Origin of the sequence: Micromonospora sp. NPDC048842 (genome assembly GCF_040649935.1) — a bacterium.
GTDB classification, from domain to species: Bacteria; Actinomycetota; Actinomycetes; order Mycobacteriales; family Micromonosporaceae; genus Micromonospora; species Micromonospora hortensis.
Map to the genome: position 1 here is coordinate 178,621 of NZ_JBEZGK010000008.1, position 19,462 is coordinate 198,082.

The window sequence follows — 19,462 nt, forward strand, 5'->3', positions numbered from 1 at the left end:
CCGCCTCGGATCCGGGCGTCCGACGGGGGCGCACACCGATCCCGTTCAGCGCAGCACGCCGTGCGAACACGTCTCGGTACGGCGACCGAGGGATCACCACCACATGCGTCAAGGAGGACACCTGTGCAGAAAAGACGACTCTCCGGCCGCCGACCACTCCTGCTGGCGGTCGGGGCCGGGGTGACCGCGGCGGCCCTCGCCGCCGGCATGACCTCGGCCTTCGCGGCCACCGTCTTCAGCGACGACTTCACCGACGGCGACACCTCCGGCTGGTCCAAGTCCGGCGGCACCTGGGCCGTCGACGGCTCGGGCGTGCTCAACCAGTCCAACGCCGGCAGCGAGCTGGCCCGGCAGTTCGCCGGCCAGACGAGCTGGACCAACTACTCAGTGCAGGCCCGGGTCAGGCCGACGAGCTTCGGCTCGTCCAGCGCCCTGGTCGGGCTCGCCGCCCGCTCCACCAGCAGCACCAAGATGTACCGGCTGGCCCTGCTCGGCTCCGGCCGGGCCGAACTCCAGGCGGTCAACGGCAGCTCCGTCACGGCGATCGGCTCCGCCGCGCTGGGCATCGGCACCGGCACCTGGTACAACCTGCGCATCGAGACCAGCGGCAGCACCATCCGCGGCTTCGTCAACGGCACCCAGATCGCGTCCGGCAGCAACAGCCTGGCCGGCGCCGGCCGGATCGGCCTGGTCACCGCGTACGCCAGTGGCGGCTTCGACGACGTGTCGGTCGACTCGTCCGGCGGTGGCACCCCGACCACACCGCCACCGACGACCACTCCGCCACCCACCACCACGCCGCCACCGACCACCACACCTCCGCCGGCTGGTTGGCCGACGCCCACCGGCAGCCAGAAGGTGGACGCCACGATCCCGGTCTCCGGCTCGTTCGACGGAGGGCTCAAGCGCTACTACGGCATCGGTGACGGCGGGCAGAGCGAGAGCCAGGACCCGATGTTCGAGCTGGCCGCAGGTGCCACTTTGCGCAACGTGATCATCGGTGCTCCGGCCGGCGACGGCGTGCACTGCGAGGGCAACTGCACCCTGATCAACGTCTGGTGGGAGGACGTCGGCGAGGACGCGGCGACCTTCCGCGGCGGCACCACGTACACAGTCGACGGCGGCGGGGCCCGCTCCGCCAGCGACAAGGTCTTCCAGCACAACGGCTCGGGCACCGTCTACATCAAGAACTTCCGGGTGGAGAACGCCGGCAAGCTCTACCGCGCCTGCGGCAACTGCTCCACGTCGTACCAGCGGCACGTGGTGATCGACAACGTGATCGTCCGGAACACCGACGCGATCGCCGGCATCAACACCAACTGGGGCGACACCGCCCGGTTCAGCCGGATCACCATCGTCGGCGACCCGGACCGGGAGACCTCGATCTGCGTGAAGTACAAGGGCGTGCCCAAGGGCAGCGAGCCGACCGAGATCGGCGAGGGTGCCGACGGCGTCAACTGCCTCTACTCGCCCTCCGACATCACCTACCAGTAGAGCGGCACGACAGCGCCCCGCGGACCGCCCGGTCCGCGGGGCGCCGTCACGTCACCCCATCACTGGTACGCCGGAGACGTCGACGGTGTCCGGATACTTCAGCCCGGCGCCGGTGTTGAGCACCACCACCCGTTCGCCGGCCCGAATCCACCCGCCCGCGCGCAGTTGCCGGGCCGCCGTGAGGCAGGCCGCCCCCTCCGGGCAGAGCAGCAGCCCCTCCCGGGCGGCGAAGTCCCGCAGATCGCCCAGGATGTCCGCGTCGTCGACGGCGACCGCCGTGCCGGAGGACTCCCGCAGCGCCGCCAGGATCAGCTCGTCGCCCAGCGGGGCCGGCACCGTGATGCCGAACGCCACTGTGTGCGCGTCCGCCCACGGCTGCGCCCGATCCTCTCCGGCGGCGAAGGCCCGCACGATCGGCGCGCAGCCGGTGGACTGCACCGCCACCAGCCGGGGCAGCTTGTCGCCGATCCAGCCGAGCTCGCGCAGCTCGTGCAGCGCCTTGTGGATGCCGATCAGGCCGACCCCGCCGCCGGTCGGATAGATGATCACGTCGGGTGTCTGCCAGCCGAGCTGCTCGACGATCTCGTACCCCATCGTCTTCTTGCCCTCCAGCCGGTAGGGCTCGCGCAGCGTGCCGGCGTCGAAGATCGCCCCGTTCGACTCCGCTATCAGCTCGGCCACCCGCCGGCCGGCGTCGCCGATCAGCCCGTCGATCAGGCGCAGGTCGGCACCGGCGGCGACGCACTCGCGCCGGCAGATGCTCGGCGCCTCCAGCGGCATGACGATTGTCGCGCCCATTCCGGCCCGCGCGGCATACGTGGCCCAGGCCGACCCGGCGTTGCCGTTGGTGGGCATCGCGATCCGCTCGACGCCCAGCTCGCGGGCCCGACTCACCCCGACCGCCGCGCCCCGGGCCTTGAACGAGCCGGTCGGGATCAGCCCCTCGTCCTTGATCATCAGATCCGCGATACCGATCTCGGTGCCGTACGCCGGAGCCCGCAACAGCGGCGTCCACCCCTCACCCAGCGTGGTGACGTGCCGAGGGTCGGCGACCGGCAGCAGCTCCCGGTATCGCCACAGGTCGGCCGGGCGCAGCGGAAAGCGTTCCGGGGTGACCGCCTTCGCCACGGCCGGCAGGTCGTAGCGGGCCAGCAAGGGCGATCCGCACTCGCAGAGATTCTGTAACCGGTCGGCGGCGTACTCCTTGCCGCAGCGCGGGCAGTCCAGGTGAGTCAGGTACACGTCGCTCCTCGCCGTCACACAGCGTCGATGCTCAGCCAGTGCCGGCTGCGCCGCCCCGGCTGGTAGACCGAGTCCAGTCGCTTGGCGATTACGCCCGGCAGGCCCTGTTCCCGCCCGGCACGCAGGGCCTCGTCGCCCGCGCCCGGGAACCACGGCGGAGTCTGCCAGTGCGTACCGGACAAGACCAGCCCGTCGAGCAGCTCCCGGCGTTGCGCGTACGGCACGTCGACGCTGCTCACGCCCTCCAACCAGAGCAGGTCGACGATCAGGTACTGGACGCCGGCCGGAACCCGGCTGCCGGTCGCCGGCCGGACCGGGCGGACCCGCCCGGCACCATCGATGCGGACCAGCACACCGTCGAGCACCGCCTCGGTGGGCGCGAGCGCCTCGGCCATCGCGCGCAGCCACTGATACCCACCGGTGATCTCCTCGTCGGTCTCGGAGAGCAGCCGCAGCCGCCCGCCGGAGACGTACGCCATCGCCCGCACGCCGTCCCAGCGCAGCTCGTACCCCCAGTCGGCGCTGTCGCGGGGGAGCCCGGCGGCGGGAGTGGTGTGCATCGGTCGGACCAGATCCGGCATCGGCGTCCAACCCGGCGGCGCGGGGTCGGTGCGTCGGACCATCCAGTCCCGTCCTGAGGTGGCGAAGAGGACGTACCGGCCGGCGGTCCGGTCACCGGAGAGGGTCACGATCACCTCGTCGTCGCGCCACTTCTCACACCGGTAGGTGCCCCGGTCGTGGATCAGCATCCGGCCGCCGCCGTACTCACCCGCGGGAATCTCGCCGGCGAAGTCGAGGTATTCCATCGGGTGATCTTCGGTGTGCACGGCGAGGTGGTTGCGACCCGGATCGCGGGGCAGGCCGCGCGGCACCGCCCAGGACGCCAGCACCCCCTGGTGCTCCAGGCGCAGGTCCCAGTGCAGGCTCCGGGCGTGGTGCTGCTGGATGACGAAGCGCGCGGTGTCGCCGTCGGCCCCGGGTGTCGTGGGGGTCCGCGCCGGCACCGGCTCCGGCGTACGGGCCGCGTCCCGTCGTCGCCGGTACTCCTCCAGCCGGTCGGTCACACAGGCATTCTGCGGCACACCGGACCCCTGCGCTGGATGCCGGAGTGTCCGGTTCGCTCGGCGGCGGAGGGCTCGGCGGGGTAGAACGGACCTCATGGACCTCACCGACCAGCCCACCGCCCTGCTCCCGGGCGACGTCCGGATGCCCCTGCTCGGCTTCGGTACCTGGCAGGCCACCGGCCAGGCCGGTTACGACGCGGTGCTGGCCGCGCTCGACACCGGCTACCGGCACGTCGACACCGCCACCGTGTACGGCAACGAGCGCGAGGTCGGCCGGGCCGTGCAGGAGAGCGGGCTGCGCCGGGAGGACATCTTCATCACCACCAAGCTCCCGCCGAACCGGGTGGGCCAGGAGCGCGCGACGTTGGAGGCCAGCCTGGAGGCGCTCGGCGTCGACCAGGTGGACCTCTGGTTGATCCACTGGCCGCCGTCGTCACCGTCGGACAGCATCCCGCTCTGGCGTGAGCTGCTGGCGGCCCGGGACGAGAACCTCGTTCGGGCGGTGGGGGTCAGCAACTACAGCACCGGGCAGATCGACGAACTGATCCAGTCGACCGAGGAGAACCCGGCGGTCAACCAGATCGAGTGGAGTCCGGCGCTGTACGACCGGCAGCGGCACGCCGAGCACCGGGACCGGGGCGTGGTGCTGGAGGGTTACAGCCCGTTCAAGACCAGCGACCTCAGCGACCCGGTGCTGACCAGGATCGCCGCCGCGCACGGGGTCTCGCCGGCGCAGGTGGTGCTGCGGTGGCACATCGACCACGAGATCGTGGCGATCCCGAAGTCGGTGACCCCGGAGCGGATCAGCGCCAACTTCGACGTCTTCCACTTCTCGCTCACGGCCGAGGAGATGCGCGACATCGACGCGCTCGGCGACGTCTGAACCGGCGGCTTCGTTCACATCAGGCCGGTGCCGTGCCCGAGCAGGGGCTGCTCGGGCACGGCACCGTTCGCGATTCGGTCGATGGCTGGTTTTGGCCAGGTGGGGTGGTTAGGCGATGGCGGCGATGTCGCCGTCGTCGAAGTAGATGGCTTGGTGGAGGCGCCCGCCGAGGGCGGCGGCGTAGCGGGCGACGATGTCTTGACCGGAGATCTTGCCCTGTTCGATTTGGGAGACGCGGCCCTTGGTGACGCTCATGCGGTCGGCGACCTGCTGCTGGGTTAGGCCACGGGCGCGGCGTACCTCGGCAAGACGGTGTCCGACCACGCTGGCGAGTAGTTCCTGCTTGCCCGTCTCGACGGCCTGTTCGCCGCCGGCGCGCTCGACGTGAGCGGCGCGGATGTCGCCCCAGCGTGCGTAGCTGCTCATGGCTGTCGGCCCTCCTCCACGGCGCGTTCCTTCAGATAGATCTCGTAGCGTTGCTCGGCCAGGGGGATCGCTTCCGCGTACCACTGCTGCCATTGTCCGGCCTTGTCTCCGGCGACGAGCAGGATGCTGGAACGCCACGGGTCGAAGGCGAAGAGTATGCGTACGGTGCCGGGGCGCAGCTCTTTGAGGTTGGCGACCGACGAGCCGTGGATCGTGTCGACCAGCGGCCGGCCGAGCCCTGGGCCAGCTTCGGCGAGCAGGTCGATGGCTTGCACGACGCGGGCGTGGGTGAGTGGATCGAGGCTGTCGATCCACTCCTGCACTTCGCTGACGAGGTAGATCTCCCACTCGTCCGTAGCCATTCGTGAAGTATAGCGTCTGCTATACCCCGGGGGTGTGCGGCTGCACAGGTAGCCGCGCAGCGTGACGGCCGAGGAGATGCGCGACATCGACGCGCTCGGCGAGGTCTGAGTCGGCGATTTCCTTCAGTCAGCAACATGAGGATGAAGGGTATCGACATCGACGTTCGTGACGGTATAGCGTGCCCGTCATCACGTTCGTCGATCCGTTCGTACCCGCCGTCGCTGGAGGATCGCCATGGCCCGAACCCCGTCCATCCGTCTGCCTCGCCGTGGGGTGCTCGGCATCCCCGCCCTGGTGGTCGCCGCACTGACCGTCGTCGCCCGACCCGCCGCCGCGAGCGCCGCGCCGAAGGCCGAGTGCCTCGCCGACCTGCTTCAGGACGCCTGATGGCGACGATTCCCTGGCTGGTGGACGTGCTGCGCGCCGCCGGGGTCCAGGTAGTGGTCGAGGGGGACTGGCTCAACCGGATGCGGCCCGGCTCCTTCGACCCGATCGGGGTGCTCTGGCACCACACCGCCTCGACCTCCAGCGCCAGCAACCCGCACCCGGCGCTCGGCATCTGCATCAACGGCCGGTCCGACCTGCCGGGCCCGCTGTGCCAGGCGCTCGTCGACTACAACGGTGTCTTCCACGTCATCTCCGCCGGCCGGTGCAACCACGCCGGGGTCAGCGGCGGCAGCGGGCCGATCCCGGCCGGGGACGGCAACACCCTGATGATCGGGTGGGAGATCGACTACAACGGCGTCAACCAGGAGATGACAGCCGCGCAGTACAACGCGTCGCTCGCCGCCACGGCCGCCGTGCTCACCCGGCTCGGCCGGGACAGCAGCTACGCCCGGGGCCACCGGGAGACCAGCACCAGCGGCAAGATCGACCCGTCCTTCATCGACCTGAACGTCATGCGCGCCGACGTGGCGGCGCGAATGGCCGGTGGCGGCACCGCCTGGTCCTCGACTGTGGACAACACCACCAGCGGTCAGTTCACCGCCAGCGCCAACTGGGGCGTGTCGTCGTACTCCAGTCAGCGTTACGGCGCCGACTACCGCTACGCGGACCCGGTCGCCGCCAGCGACGTCGCGTGGTACCGGTTCAACGTCCCGGCCACCGCCAGCTACCGGGTCGAGGCCTGGTGGCCGGCGAACTCCGGCTACAACAGCGCGGCCCCGTACATCGTCGCCACCAGCGCCGGCAACCAGACCGTCCGGGTCGACCAGCGGGCCACCGGCGGGCAGTGGCGCGTCCTCGGCACGTTCACACTCCCGGCCGGTGACGCCAACCGGGTCGGCGTGAGCCGGTGGAGCAACACCAGCGGCCTGGTCATCGCCGACGCCGTACGCCTCACCCGCGTCTGACCCTGATCCCCTGAGTGGTGGGGGCGCGACCGCACGGTCGCGCCCCCACCGTCAGTTCAGGAGCGGGAGCAGGTTGCCCCGTTGAGCGAGAAGCTGGTCGGCGACGAGTACGAGCCGCTCAGGCTCCCCTGGTAGCCGAAACTGGCAGTGCCCCCGGGTGCTATCGACCCGTTGTGGCCGACGTTCCGGGCGGTGACCGTCGAGCCGCTCTGGCTCACAGTGGCGTTCCAGGCGTTGGTGACCTGCTGACCGCCGGGCAGGCCGTAGGTCAGCGTCCACCCGTTGATCGCGCTGGACCCGGTGTTGGTGATCTGCACGTCGGCAGTGAAGCCGTTGTTCCACGAGTTCGCCGTGTACTTCACCGCGCAGCTCGCGCCACCGCTCGGCGGCGGGGTCGTCGGGTTGGTCGGCGGCTGGCCGCCACCGTTGACGTTTGCCGAGAACGAGGTCACCGCGAGGCCGACGCCGCCCTGCCACGGCTCGAAGCCGGCCTGGATGCTGGTCAGGTACCAGGAGTTGGTGATCGCGCCCCGGTTGCGGGTGTCGTTGATGAAGTCCAGCACGCTGAAGTTCAGGCTGGAGATCGCCGACGAGGCGACGTAGGAGATGACGTTGTTGGAGCCGTTGCTGCCCCGCCAGACCTCCCAGGTGCGGCCGGCCAGGTTCGTGGTGCCGACGACCGAGCCGATGGGCTGGATCGGGCCCTGCCGGTTGAGCCAGATCATGATCTCCATCTGGTTCACGCCGTCCCGCTTGGGCGACGGGTCCAGCCAGATGTCGTACGACGCGTTGTAGGTGGCGCCACTGACGTAGCGGTAGGAGATGCTGCTGGTGGCGCTGCTGATCTGGCTCACCTGGATCGGCAGGTTCGTGCCGGGGGAGCAGTTGGTGTAGTGACAACCGAAGAACACCGAGGGGTACGCGGTGGGCGCCCCGTTGGTGGGGCTGCTGCCGTTCAGGGTGGTGATCTCGAAGCCGTTGTTCGTGGCGTTGATGCACTGCTGGGCGGTGGTGCCCCAGCGGTTGTTCTGGACCACGTAGCGGCCCCCGATGACTGTCGAGCCGTACTGTTCGCAGATCTGGGTGTCGGCGGAGGCGCTGCCTCCGAGGGCTACTGCCACCAGCGAACTGGCGACCAGCAACCCGGCGGCGGCCAGGGCCCGAAGTTGACGTTTCATGACACTCCTCGACTCGGCGCGTGCCGGGCGCCGGATGTGGTGGGGCAGTGCGGGAGCGCTCCCACGCTCAACGACACATTTACATGTCTGAAACTGGTGCGCAACCGTCCGCGTCGAACTGGTGAATTGTGAGGATTGCCATGCCCCGCCGGACGGCTGGCCACTGACGGCCAGCCAAGCGGCGCGGCTCACCGACGAGCGGCGGGGTGCGGGCCGATTGGGCCTGGTGTGCGCCGATCGCTCCGAGTAGCGTGTTGCCTCCAACGCGTGCCGCTCCCCCTCCGGAGGCGTACACCACCATGGGTGGCTCCCCCCTGCGCATCCTCGTCGTCGGCGCGGGCATCGCCGGCCTGGCCGTAGCCCGGGCGCTGCGCCTGGCGGGCTTCCGGCCCGACGTCACCGACAAGCTGCCGCCGGGGGAGTCCACCGAGACCGGTCTCTACCTGCCCGGCAACGCCGCCCGCGCGCTACACCGGCTCGACCTGCACGACCCGGTCCGGCCGATCGGCCAGGTGATCCGCCGGCAGCGGTTCTTCGACGCCGCGGGCGCGCAACTCTGCGAGGTCGACCTCGACGCCCTCTGGGCCGGCGTCGGCGAGTGCCGGGCGCTACCCCGGGCCGACCTGCACCGGGTGCTGCTCAGCGGTGCCGGCGGCGCCGTCCGGCACGGCGCCGAGGTCCGCACCCTGGACCTGCTCCCGGGCGCTGTCGGCGTCACCTTCACCGACGGCACCACCAGCGAGTACGACCTGGTCATCGGCGCTGATGGGCCACGCTCCTCGGTCCGTGCGCTGGCGGCGCTCGGTGGGCCGCCGCGCCCGGTCGGGCAGGTGGTCTACCGGGCCGTCCTGCGCGACGGTCCGCCGGTCACCGAGTGGACCGCGCTGCTCGGCCAGCGCTCCGGGTTCCTGATGGTGCCGATCGGTGGCGGGCGGCTGCACCTCTACGCCGACGAGGCCGGCACCGAGGAACCCGCCGACCCGCTGGCCCGGCTGCGGGACCTCTTCGCCGACTACCGCGGCCCGGTCCCCGAGGTGCTGGCGGCCCTCGACGAGGTGCACGTCGGGATCACCGACGAGGTGGAGTTGGGTCGCTGGTACCGGGGGCGTGTCCTGCTGGTCGGCGACGCCGCGCACGCCACCGCGCCAACGCTGTCGCAGGGTGCGGCCATGGCCTTGGAGGACGCCGTGGTGCTGGCCGAGTCGCTGCGCGCCGCCAACAGCGTGGAGGCGGCCCTCGTGGCGTACGAAAGTCGTCGCCGTCCGCGTACCCGATGGGTGCGGGACCGGACCCGGGACCGCAACCGCACCAGGGACGTTCCGCCGGCGCTGCGCGACCCGCTGCTGCGCGGACGCGGCGACCGGATCTTCGGGGAGCACTACCGGCTCCTGCTCGGTCCGCTGTAGGCCCGTAGTAGATCGTGTCACGCCACCCCACGCGGCGCTGCGACCTGCCGGGGACTATCCTCCTTGCGGATGACGGCCCGCCGATAACCAGCGTGTGCCGAGCGGGACAACCGAGAACCGGAGGCCACTCGTGACCACCGTCGCACCCAAGCCGGTCGTGACCCGGCCCTGGCCGGTCCGGGAGCCGGTCAAGGGGTCGGCCATCGCGCGGCTGCTGCGAACCACGGACGCGAAGCAAATCGGGATCATGTACATGATCACCGCGTTCGTGTTCTTCATGATCGGTGGCGTGATGGCCCTGATCATGCGGGCTGAGCTGGCCCGACCAGGGCTGCAGTTCCTGTCGCCGGAGCAGTACAACCAGCTCTTCACGATGCACGGCACGATCATGTTGCTGTTCTTCGCGACGCCGATCGTGTTCGCGTTCGCGAACTACATAGTGCCGATCCAGATCGGCGCGCCCGACGTCTCCTTCCCACGACTGAACAGCTTCGCCTACTGGCTGTACCTGTTCGGCGGGACGATGGCGACCGCCGGATTCATCACCCCGGGTGGCGCCGCTGACTTCGGCTGGTTCGCGTATGCGCCGCTGAGCAGCGTCGAGCACTCGCCGGGCGTCGGCGCCAACATGTGGATCATGGGTCTGGCCATCTCCGGCCTGGGCACCATCCTCGGCGCCGTGAACATGATCACCACGGTGCTGACCCTGCGCGCGCCCGGCATGACCATGTTCCGGATGCCGATCTTCACGTGGAACATCCTGGTCACCAGCCTCCTGGTGATCCTGGTCTTCCCGCTGCTGGCCGCCGCGCTCTTCGCGCTCGCCGCGGACCGCATCCTCGGCGCGCACGTGTACGACCCGGCAACCGGTGGGCCGATGCTCTGGCAGCACCTGTTCTGGTTCTTCGGGCACCCCGAGGTCTACATCGTGGCGCTGCCGTTCTTCGGCATCATCAGCGAGGTCATCCCGGTCTTCTCCCGCAAGCCGATCTTCGGCTACAAGGGTCTGGTCGCCGCGACCGTCGCGATCGCCGCGCTCTCCATGAGCGTCTGGGCGCACCACATGTTCGCCACCGGCCAGGTGCTGTTGCCGTTCTTCAGCTTCCTGAGCTACCTGATCGCCGTGCCGACCGGTATGAAGTTCTTCAACTGGATCGGCACCATGTGGCGGGGCCAGATCAGCTTCGAGACGCCAATGCTCTGGGCGGTCGGCTTCCTGGTCACCTTCCTCTTCGGTGGTCTCACCGGTGTGCTGCTGGCCAGCCCGCCGATCGACTTCCACGTGTCGGACTCGTACTTCGTGGTGGCGCACTTCCACTACGTGCTCTTCGGCACCATCGTGTTCGCGGTCTTCGCGGGCATCTACTTCTGGTTCCCGAAGATGTTCGGCCGGATGCTCGACGAGCGCCTGGGCAAGGTGCACTTCTGGCTCACCATGATCGGCTTCCACACCACGTTCCTGGTACAGCACTGGCTCGGCAACGAGGGCATGCCCCGTCGGTACGCCGACTACCTGCCCAGCGACGGCTTCACCACGCTGAACACGATCTCCACGATCGGCGCGTTCATCACCGGTATCTCCACGCTGCCGTTCATCTACAACTGCTGGAAGTCGTACAAGACCGGCCCGGTGGTCGAGGTGAACGACCCCTGGGGTCACGGCAACTCGCTGGAGTGGGCGACCAGCAGCCCGCCGCCGCTGCGCAACTTCGACCGGATGCCGCGGATCCGCTCCGAGCGGCCGGCGTTCGACATGAAGTTCCCGGAGTTGGCGGCCGGTGGCCAGAGCCTGGCCGGCCCGCCGGAGGGTGGCGCCAAGCCGCTCACCAGCGAGTCGGACGGCGGGGCCAGCTACCGCGAGGACACCGCGAGCGACGTCGACAGGCACTGACGCTCAGGCTCAGCAGTACGACGGGCGCCGCAGCCGGGACACCGGGAGCGGCGCCCGTTCGCCATATCCGGCCAACGTCACTCCCGCGCCCCGTCGGCCCGTTCCTGGCCTGCTCCACTGTCCCTTCACCGGCGCGTCGCCTGGCTCCGAAGGGGCTGTGTGCCTGGAGAGCCTGATGTCTGTGAGTCATCCTGATGACTCACAGACATCAGGCTTTTCAGCATGCGCGGGGCCTGGCCGCCCGGCGGACACCCCCGACCGGCCGCTGCCGCGGTACGCCCGAGACTGGCCGGCCGAGGTTCTGCGACTCCGACTCCGACACTGAACGGATCGGGGCCGGGAGAGCTGTCGGAGCGGCGCACGGGGTCGACTGTCCGCCCGGCCCGACCGCCGGCCGGCGGGCCAGCAAACCGCCGTCGGTGGCGTGGGCGCAGCCGTCAGTGGGCGGCGGGGGTGAGGTCGGCCTCGACGGGTGGCGGGGTGGCCGCTTCGGCGTTGCGGCGGCGACGCAGCTCGATCGGGAGCACCACCAGTGTGACCAGCGCGCCGAGCGCACCGGTCACCACGAAGCCCCAGAGTGGCGCGCTGGCGTCGATCACCGCGCCGGCGAGCGGTGCGCCGATCGCGATACCGACGGTGACGGCGGAGCCGTGCAGACCCATCGCCTCACCACGTACCTCGGCGGGAACCAGGCGGCTGACGGCGTCCGAGCCGGCCGCGATGGTCGGCGCGCAGAGCGCGCCGGCGGGGATCAGCGCCAGGCACAGCAGCCACCAGTGCGCACCGCCCAGCCCCACCGGAATGGTGCACACCGCCAGCGCGGCGGTCAGTGCCAGCGGGGAGAACGAGCGGTGCACGGCCCCGTAGGCGAAACCGCCGGCCAGCGAGGCGACCGCCCAGATGGCCAGGACGGCGCCGGTCCACCCGACCTCGCCGCTGGCCCGCAGGACGGCGACCACCGCGACGTCGGTGCCGCCGAGCACCAGGGTCGCGGCGGCGCTGAGCGCCAGGACGGCGAGCAGGCGGGGGGTCATCCACTCCCGGCGCGGAACCCGGCGTTGTGGGCCGGTGGGCTCGGTGGCCTCCCGGATCGGTGGGTTGACCACCCACAGGGCGATCCCGGCGGCGACGATGCCGCCACCGACCAGGTACATGGTGGTCTGCGCGGAGATCGCGGTGACCAGGGCCACCGCCAACGCCGGGCCGATCATGAAGGACAGCTCCACCGACATGGAGTCCAGTGCGTAGGCCGGGCGGCGTTGGTCCTCGGGGACCAGCGCGGCGATCGACTGACGGACCACGGAGAAGATGGGCAGGGCCAGCGAGCCGGCCACGAAGGCGGCCGGCAGGAGCACCGGGTACGCCAGCGACGGGGCGGTGGACCAGAAGATCGCCTCGGCGATGGCGGTGAGCACCAGGACCGGGCGCAGTCCACGCCGGTCCACGAGTCGGCCGAGCAGCGGCCCGCCGATCGCCGCGCCCACTGTGACCGCCGCACCCACCAGGCCGGCCGCCCCGTAGCCCCGATCAAGATCGAGCACTACGTGGAAGGTCAGCGTCACCCCGGTCGCGGTGAGCGGGATGCGGGCGAGGACGGCAACCAGTAGCAGCGACCGCAGACCGGGCAGGGCGAGCGCCCGCCGGTAAGGCTTCATGTTCACGTGGGTCCGTACCTCCGGCGACATCTTCGACCGGCGGCGGTCCCTTGGCCAACCAATTAGCGCCTCATGCGGCAGTGATCACAGGCTGACCCTGCATGATCACCCCGGCGCCCTCCATCGCGCGCAGGGCCACGTCGGTGGTCGCCGGGGCGACGGCGGCGGTCAACTCCAGCAGCACTGTGGTGGCGAAACCCTCCCGGGCGGCATCCAGCGCGGTCGCCCGGACGCAGTGGTCAGTGGCGATGCCGACCACGTCGACCCGGTCCACGTCGCGCTGGCGCAGCCAGTCGGCCAGGCACTCGCCGTCGTCGGCATGCCCCTCGAAACCGGAGTACGCCGCAGCGTGCTCGCCCTTGTGGAAGATCGCCTCGACCCGGGCGGTGTCCAGTTCCGGGTGGAACTCCGAACCGCTTGTGCCGACCACGCAGTGCCGGGGCCAGGACTCCACGAAGTCCGGCGGATCGCCGAAGTGGGCACCCGGGTCGACGTGGTAGTCCTTGGTGGCGACCACGTGCGTCCACCGGTCCGGCTCGGCGGCGAGTAACCGGGAGATGCCCGCGGCCACCCCTGCGCCGCCGGCGACGGCCAGCGAGCCGCCCTCGCAGAAGTCGTTCTGCACGTCCACGATGATCAGCGCGTTGGCCATCAGGGGGTTTCCTCTCTCCGCACGGTCGGTGACGCTCGGGGGTGACTCAGCCAGCGGGCACGACGGTGACCGGCACTGCCGGATCGCCGGCCGAGAGCTTCAGCCCCTCCCACGGGATGGAGATCAGACACTCCCGCAGGTGCTCCCGTGACTGGTCGAGGGTGGGCAGCGGCACCGACTCGCCGGCGACCACGTACGACTGCTGGAGCAGGCGGTCGTTGGGCTGCCGGTCGGGAACGCCCTGCGGGACGATGACCTCCTCGGTGGCGGTGCCGGTCGGCTTGTGCCGGCGGACCGCGACCTTCCGGCCGCCGATGGTGGCCTTGTGCTCGGAGCGCTTCACCACCGGCCGTCCCTCGACCTCGACCAGTTTGTAGACCAGCCCGGCGGTCGGCGCCCCGGAGCCGGTGACCACGGCAGTGCCGGCGCCGTACATGTCCACAGGTTCGGCGGCCAGCGCGGCGATCGCGTACTCGTCCAGGTCACCCGAGACGATGATCTTGGTCTCGGTGGCGCCCAGCGAGTCGAGCAACTCCCGGGACTGCTGAGCGATCACCGCGAGGTCGCCGGAGTCGATCCGCACCGCCCGCAGGTCCGGCCCGGCCACCGCTATGGCGTTGCGGATGCCCTGGCTGATGTCGTACGTGTCGACCAACAGCGTGGTGTCCTTGCCCAGCGTGGCGACCTGCGAGGCGAACGCCGCCCGCTCGTCGTCGTGCAGCAGGGTGAACGCGTGCGCGGCAGTGCCCGCCGTCGGGATGCCGTAGCGCGCGCCGGCGGCGAGGTTGGACGTGAACCGGAACCCGGCCAGGTACGCGGACCGCGCCGCGGCCACCGCCGCCTCCTCGTGTGCCCGGCGCGACCCCATCTCGATCAGCGTCCGGCCCCGCGCCGCTGTCACCATCCGGGCCGCCGCGGCGGCCACCGCGCAATCGTGGTTGAGCACTGACAGCGCCAGCGTCTCCAGCACCACACATTCGGCGAAGCCGCCGGAGACGGTGAGGATCGGTGAACCGGGGAAGAACAGCTCACCCTCGGCGTACCCGTCGATGTCGCCGGTGAAGCGGTAGTCGGTGAGCCACGCCGCCGCCGTCTCGTCGACCACCCCGGTCCGCAGCAGGAACTCGACCTCGGTGCTGTCGAACCGGAAGTCGCGGATCAACTCGATCAGCCGGGCCGTTCCGGCGACCACGCCGTACCGGCGGCCGCTGGGCAGCCGGCGGCTGAACACCTCGAAGACACACCGGCGGTCGGCGGTGCCGTCCTTCAGTGCCGCGCTGACCATTGTCAGCTCGTAGTGGTCGGTCAGGAGCGCGGGGCGGTGGATGCTCACCGCCCCAGCCTAAGGTTCAGCTCGGGTCGCCGCCGTCGTGGCCCGGGATCGAGCGCAGCGCCGCCCACAGCTCGGCCCGGCCGGTGACGCCGAGCTTGGCGTAGATCCGCTGGAGGTGGTTCTCCACGGTGCGCGCCGAGAGGTAGAGCCGTTCGGCGATCGCCCGGCTGGGAGCGCCGTGCGCGGCGAGGCGCGCCACCTGCCACTCCCGCTCGGTGAGCACTGGCGCGCCGGCCTGGAGCGCCGGCGTCCGGATCAGGTCACAGCGCCCGAGCAACCCGGCGAGGCGCTCCCGGGCGTCGTTGGCGGCAGCCGAGTGCTGCCGGCGCAGCCGCTGGACGGCCTGGGAGGTGGCCTCGGCCGCGTACACGGTCAGCTCCAGCGCGGCATAGTCGTCGGCGACCGCGAGCAGGTCGGTGGCGGAGTCGGTCACCGCGGCGCGGGCGTGCCGGGCCAACAACGGCGGGAGCACCCCGTCGACCCGTTCGGAAAGCTCGGCGAGGCGCTGCGCGACGGTGCGCCGACCACCGTCGGAGCAGGTGGGGCCGACCGCCATGCCCGCCTGGTCGAGTCGGACGAGGTCGTGCAGGACGTGCACCTCGTGCCCGGCGAAACCGTCCGAGCGCAGCCGATCCACCAGGTCACCGAGGTGTTTGACAGCGCCCGGCAGGTCGCCCGAGGCGGCGAGCGACGCGCCCCGGGCCTGCTCCAACCACGGGTAGAGCACCGCCATGCCCGGCGCGTGGGTACGGTCGGCTTCGGCCATCGCCGCAACCGCCTGCGCGGCGTCACCGCGCAGCGCCGCCGCCTGGGCGCGTTCGGCCTGGGCCAGGCCGGCGTAGACCCGACTCGTGGCCAACACCGCGCAGGCGCCCAGCGAGGTCCTCATGGCCGCGTCGCTCTGCCCGCGCAGCCGGGCCGCGTATGCCTGGAGGATGGCCAGGTAGCCGGTGCCGAGGCGGAAGTCGCCGGCTCCGGCGAGGTCGGCGAACTCGTCGGCCACTATCGCGTCGATCCCGGAGAGGTCGCCGGTGAGCATGAGCCGGGTGCCTCGGGCCAGCTCCAGGGCCAACTGGAGGTACGGCATGTCGGTGCGCCAGCTCGCCGCTGCCGAGTGCACCTGGGCGATCGCCGTACCGCTGCGGGTCAGCTCGCCCTGCGCGGCCTGAACGTACGCGATGGTGGATCGGGCCAGCTCGCGGGCGGCGACGCCGGCCGCCGGCCGGTCCAGCACGCGTCGGCTGAGCTGCACCGCGGTGGCCGTGTCCAGTCGGTGCAGGCGCATGATCGCCTCGAAGGCGTGCACCCGGGACCGGTCTGCGGAGTCGCTGAGCTGCTCGACCCGGCTTGCGATCTCCTCCACCGTGGACTCCCGGCTCAGCCCCCAGTAGCTGACCATGCCGCGTACGGTCAGCCAGCGGCAGAGCCGCCGCTCGTCGCCGGGCTCGGGGGTGACCGCGTCGAGGACGTCGATCGCCTCGTCGGGCCGGTCGGCGAACATCAGGATGGTGGCCAGCAGCTCCGCCGCGTCGTAGCCGCCGTCGGCGTGCAGCGCGGCCCGCGCCAGGCGGGTCGCCAGCGGCACGTCGTAGCGGGTGAACGCCTGCACCGCGGCGTCCAGCAGCAGAGCCGGATCCTGTGCGGTGCCCGAGTCGAGTCGCCAGACGGCCACCCGCAGCAGGTCGTCGCGTCGGCGTTTGCCGACCTGCTCAAGCAGCTCGGCGAGGTGTGCCTGAAGTCGGCGGGTGCGGCTGACCGGGCAGCGACGGCGCATCACCTCGCCGTAGAGCGGGTGCGCCAGCCGGACGTTCGTGCGTCGGTCGTGCTGAATGACCGTGATCAGCCCGCGTTCCTCGGCGGTCTCCACGTCCGACTGTTCGGCGGCCTGCCTGAGGAGGTGCAGGCCCAGTGGTTCGCCGAACGCGACCAGCTCGACGACCGCGCGGACGCCGTCGGTGAGCTTGCCGACCCGGGTGTCGATGAGGTCGGTCAGGTTGGGCGCCAGTTCCAGTCGCCCGGTCCACTTCCAGATCCCGTACGTGCGCTTCAACTCGGCGCTGCCGTTGGCGGCGTGCACGAGCTCGCGCAGCAGCAGCGGGTTGCCGGCCGACAGCCGGCCGAGCCGGTCGGCGGAGCCGGCGTCGACCGGGCCGCCCAGGATCGCCGCCAGCAGGTCGGTGGTCTCCTCCTGCGGCATCGGGGTCAGCTCGACGTGCTCGACCAGGTCGTCGGTCCAGAGTGCGCGGATCGGCAGCGGGATCTGCTCGCCGTCGCGCAGGGTGCCGACCACTGTGGCGTTCTCGGCGCGGGCGACCAGATGCACAAGTGCGGCCGAGGGGGGATCGAGCAGGTGGGCATCGTCGATGGCGAGCACGATCCGCCGGCCGGCCGCCTGCTGTTGCAGCACGTTGAGTGCCCAGCGCAGGATGCCGGCGGGGGAGAGGCCCTGGGGCTGCTCGGCGGGGAGGACCTGGACCAGCCCACCGAACGGCAGCGCCGCGGTGGTGGCGCTGGCGGCGATGGACCAGATCGCGAACCGGTCGGTGGGCAACGCGCCCACTCCCTCGCGCAGCAGGCGACTCTTGCCGATGCCAGCGCTGCCGCTGAAGAAGAGCCCGCGGCCGGCCTCACCGGTCACCGCCTCCAGCAGGCGGTTGAGCTCACCCGTGCGGCCGACGAACTCCCATCGACTCATTCGCGCAGCATATCGACCGGAATCCGTCCGCGCCCGCACCGTCACCGTGCGAAGTTGAGTAATCGCACAATTACCGGTGAGTATTCGAGGTGTTCCGCCCGGTCGTCAGCTCGGTCGTAGTCTTCCGACATCCGGGTTGACGCACCGGAATTTTCGCGACCGGACCCACGGTCACCTGCAACGGGAGGCACCTGATGAAGCAGGGCCCTCTCCCCTCGGTCGAATCGCCGGACGACATGACCGGCCGCCCAACCGACCTACCCACCTGCGGCCCCCTCCCTACTCGGGTCGGCGTGTCCCGCGCCGCCCCGGACGAGCCGCTCGGCGTGGTCGCCGTCGGCCCGGCCGGTGCCGAGCGGCGCGCCGTGCTCGCCACACTGCTCGGGCTCGACCCGGTCATGCTCACAGTGCCGGCGGGCAGCTGGTTGGTGGTGCGCGACGCCAAGGTGCCCACCCGGGCGGCGTTCGTGCCCGGTTACCGCCAGCCGCACTCGTACGGCGCGGACCGGGACGCCGCCGGTCCGGCGTTGGCCCGCCCGCCCCGGCGTGTCGAGCTGAGCGTGCCCCAGCCGCTGCTGCGGCACTTCACCCTTGTCGACGTTCCGGACACCGCCACCCTCGGCGTGTCCGGCACCCGGGTGCTGCTCGAAGCGGCGGGCCGAGCCGGCGCGATGCTCTTCGTGATCGCCGCCGACCAGGCCTTCACCGCCGCCGAGTTGAACCTGCTCGCCGAAGTCGCCCCGACCTCGGTGGAGGTCGTCTTCGCGGTCACCCCCGGCGCGGCGGGGTGGGCTCCGCTGGCCGACGGCACGGCGACTACGGAGGGCGCGGGGGCGTCCGTCCCGCCGGTCGGAGGTGCGGAGACCGAGGTGGATGCGGTCGCGGTGACGGTGGAGGCGCATCGGGCGGCCCTCCTGGCCGCGGTGCCGGCGCTGGCCGGCGCGCGGTGGTTCCCGGTCGACGGCGCCGACACCGCCGCCGACCTGCGGCGGGCGCTGGTGGGTTGGGCGTCGCGTGAGGGGTTGCAGCGGGCCAGCGTCGACCCGCCGGTCCTGCCGGGCCAGCAGGGTCGCGTCGCCGTGGCCGCCGACCCGGGTGACTGGTCCGAGCGGCTCGACCGCCACGCCCGCTCGTGCGCTCAGCGGATCCGCCAGCACCTCGCCCTGGAGTTGGCGAACATCCACCTTCGGGCCGTTCAGGAGATCGTGTTCGGAGTCGGCTGCGCCGGCCTACCGGATCTCCTCGACCGGGAGATGGCGGCGTTGTCGTTGTTGGCCACCGCGCAGTGCGATCAGGCGGTGCGCGGCATCATGACCGACGTCGCGTCCCAGGTGCTCGGCGCGCCGCCGGCCGAAGGCGTGCGCCGCCGGATCGCCGCCGCGGTGCAGTACGGCCTGGCCGACCACCGGCCCGGCCACGAACTGGACAAGGTGCTGTTGATCACCAGCACGGCCGGCGTGGTCGAGCTGACCGGCCTGGAGGCGATCGACGCCGCCGCCAGCTATCCGGTCGCGTCCCGGGACGAGGTGCTCCCGCCCATCGCGGTGGCGCTCTCCGGCGGGTGCTGGCAGCAGTGGCGTACGCCCGGCAACAGCGACCACAGCGCGGCGCGGGCCTGGTCCCAGCGGGCGGTGCGCGAGGTCGAGTTGGGGTTGTCCAGGGAGATCTCCCGACGGTTCGAGGTGATCCGCCTCTCGCTGGGCGTGGTGCTCTCCGATGCAGTCGATCACGGCATTCTGCTCGCCTGACGGCGCGTCCACCGGTGGGTCCGGGTCCGGGCCGGACCCCACCTCCGATGGCGTCCGGGGCGGGTCGGGAGGGCCCGGGG

Annotated in this window: 16 protein-coding genes; 7 read left to right on the top strand and 9 right to left on the bottom strand. The window is 71.3% G+C overall.

Annotated elements, in window-relative coordinates; translation table 11 throughout:
* Window positions 1-123: 123 nt before the first annotated feature.
* Window positions 124-1,494, top strand: coding sequence for a pectate lyase (locus AB0C19_RS14185; RefSeq protein ID WP_357184377.1), 1,371 nt, complete (start codon window positions 124-126; stop codon window positions 1,492-1,494).
* A gap of 51 nt (window positions 1,495-1,545) precedes the next feature.
* Here AB0C19_RS14185 and AB0C19_RS14190 read toward each other — a convergent pair whose 3' ends face one another.
* Both AB0C19_RS14190 and AB0C19_RS14195 read right to left on the bottom strand, forming a co-directional pair.
* A complete protein-coding gene (locus AB0C19_RS14190; RefSeq protein WP_357184380.1) occupies window positions 1,546-2,736 on the bottom strand; it encodes a threonine synthase in 1,191 nt (396 codons plus the stop codon).
* A gap of 14 nt (window positions 2,737-2,750) precedes the next feature.
* Entirely contained in the window at window positions 2,751-3,800 is a 1,050-nt protein-coding gene (locus tag AB0C19_RS14195) for a DNA polymerase ligase N-terminal domain-containing protein (RefSeq protein ID WP_357184383.1), read from the bottom strand.
* Between the two features lie 94 nt (window positions 3,801-3,894).
* On the opposite strand from AB0C19_RS14195, the gene AB0C19_RS14200 reads away from it, so the two are divergent.
* On the top strand, window positions 3,895-4,683 hold the full coding sequence (locus AB0C19_RS14200; RefSeq protein WP_357184386.1) for an aldo/keto reductase: 789 nt from the start codon (window positions 3,895-3,897) through the stop codon (window positions 4,681-4,683).
* Window positions 4,684-4,791: 108 nt separating this feature from the next.
* Here AB0C19_RS14200 and AB0C19_RS14205 read toward each other — a convergent pair whose 3' ends face one another.
* Both AB0C19_RS14205 and AB0C19_RS14210 read right to left on the bottom strand, forming a co-directional pair.
* A complete protein-coding gene (locus tag AB0C19_RS14205) occupies window positions 4,792-5,109 on the bottom strand; it encodes a helix-turn-helix transcriptional regulator (protein WP_357184389.1) in 318 nt (105 codons plus the stop codon).
* A complete protein-coding gene (locus AB0C19_RS14210) occupies window positions 5,106-5,471 on the bottom strand; it encodes a type II toxin-antitoxin system RelE/ParE family toxin (RefSeq protein WP_357184392.1) in 366 nt (121 codons plus the stop codon). The genes AB0C19_RS14205 and AB0C19_RS14210 overlap by 4 nt, the downstream gene beginning before the upstream one ends.
* Window positions 5,472-5,706: 235 nt before the next feature.
* Between AB0C19_RS14210 and AB0C19_RS14215 the strand changes: the two genes are divergently transcribed.
* Both AB0C19_RS14215 and AB0C19_RS14220 read left to right on the top strand, forming a co-directional pair.
* Window positions 5,707-5,859, top strand: coding sequence for a hypothetical protein (locus AB0C19_RS14215; RefSeq protein WP_238683424.1), 153 nt, complete (start codon window positions 5,707-5,709; stop codon window positions 5,857-5,859).
* On the top strand, window positions 5,859-6,824 hold the full coding sequence (locus AB0C19_RS14220; protein ID WP_357184396.1) for an N-acetylmuramoyl-L-alanine amidase: 966 nt from the start codon (window positions 5,859-5,861) through the stop codon (window positions 6,822-6,824). The genes AB0C19_RS14215 and AB0C19_RS14220 overlap by 1 nt, the downstream gene beginning before the upstream one ends.
* A gap of 56 nt (window positions 6,825-6,880) precedes the next feature.
* Here AB0C19_RS14220 and AB0C19_RS14225 read toward each other — a convergent pair whose 3' ends face one another.
* Window positions 6,881-8,002: a cellulose binding domain-containing protein gene (locus AB0C19_RS14225; RefSeq protein ID WP_357184399.1), complete on the bottom strand. Its 1,122-nt coding sequence runs from the start codon at window positions 8,000-8,002 to the stop codon at window positions 6,881-6,883.
* A 299-nt stretch (window positions 8,003-8,301) separates the two neighbouring features.
* Here AB0C19_RS14225 and AB0C19_RS14230 point away from each other — a divergent pair, with 299 nt between their 5' ends.
* Window positions 8,302-9,408 (top strand): FAD-dependent monooxygenase, encoded by a 1,107-nt coding sequence (locus AB0C19_RS14230; RefSeq protein ID WP_357184402.1) that lies wholly within the window; start codon window positions 8,302-8,304, stop codon window positions 9,406-9,408.
* Between the two features lie 130 nt (window positions 9,409-9,538).
* Window positions 9,539-11,299 (top strand): cytochrome c oxidase subunit I, encoded by a 1,761-nt coding sequence (gene ctaD / locus AB0C19_RS14235; protein ID WP_357184405.1) that lies wholly within the window; start codon window positions 9,539-9,541, stop codon window positions 11,297-11,299.
* 437 nt (window positions 11,300-11,736) lie between these two features.
* Here ctaD and AB0C19_RS14240 read toward each other — a convergent pair whose 3' ends face one another.
* The 4 genes from AB0C19_RS14240 to AB0C19_RS14255 are packed head-to-tail and all read right to left on the bottom strand — an operon-like array spanning window position 11,737 to window position 17,634.
* Window positions 11,737-12,984: an MFS transporter gene (locus AB0C19_RS14240; RefSeq protein ID WP_357184408.1), complete on the bottom strand. Its 1,248-nt coding sequence runs from the start codon at window positions 12,982-12,984 to the stop codon at window positions 11,737-11,739.
* 40 nt (window positions 12,985-13,024) lie between these two features.
* Window positions 13,025-13,606, bottom strand: coding sequence for an isochorismatase family protein (locus AB0C19_RS14245; protein WP_357184411.1), 582 nt, complete (start codon window positions 13,604-13,606; stop codon window positions 13,025-13,027).
* Between the two features lie 46 nt (window positions 13,607-13,652).
* Window positions 13,653-14,939 carry a nicotinate phosphoribosyltransferase gene (locus AB0C19_RS14250; RefSeq protein ID WP_357184414.1) on the bottom strand — a complete coding sequence of 429 codons (1,287 nt, stop codon included), beginning with the start codon at window positions 14,937-14,939 and terminating at the stop codon, window positions 13,653-13,655.
* Window positions 14,940-14,955: 16 nt separating this feature from the next.
* Window positions 14,956-17,634, bottom strand: a complete 2,679-nt coding sequence (locus AB0C19_RS14255; protein WP_357184417.1) for a LuxR C-terminal-related transcriptional regulator — start codon at window positions 17,632-17,634, stop codon at window positions 14,956-14,958.
* A 293-nt stretch (window positions 17,635-17,927) separates the two neighbouring features.
* On the opposite strand from AB0C19_RS14255, the gene AB0C19_RS14260 reads away from it, so the two are divergent.
* Entirely contained in the window at window positions 17,928-19,382 is a 1,455-nt protein-coding gene (locus tag AB0C19_RS14260) for a hypothetical protein (protein WP_357184420.1), read from the top strand.
* Window positions 19,383-19,462 lie beyond the last annotated feature (80 nt).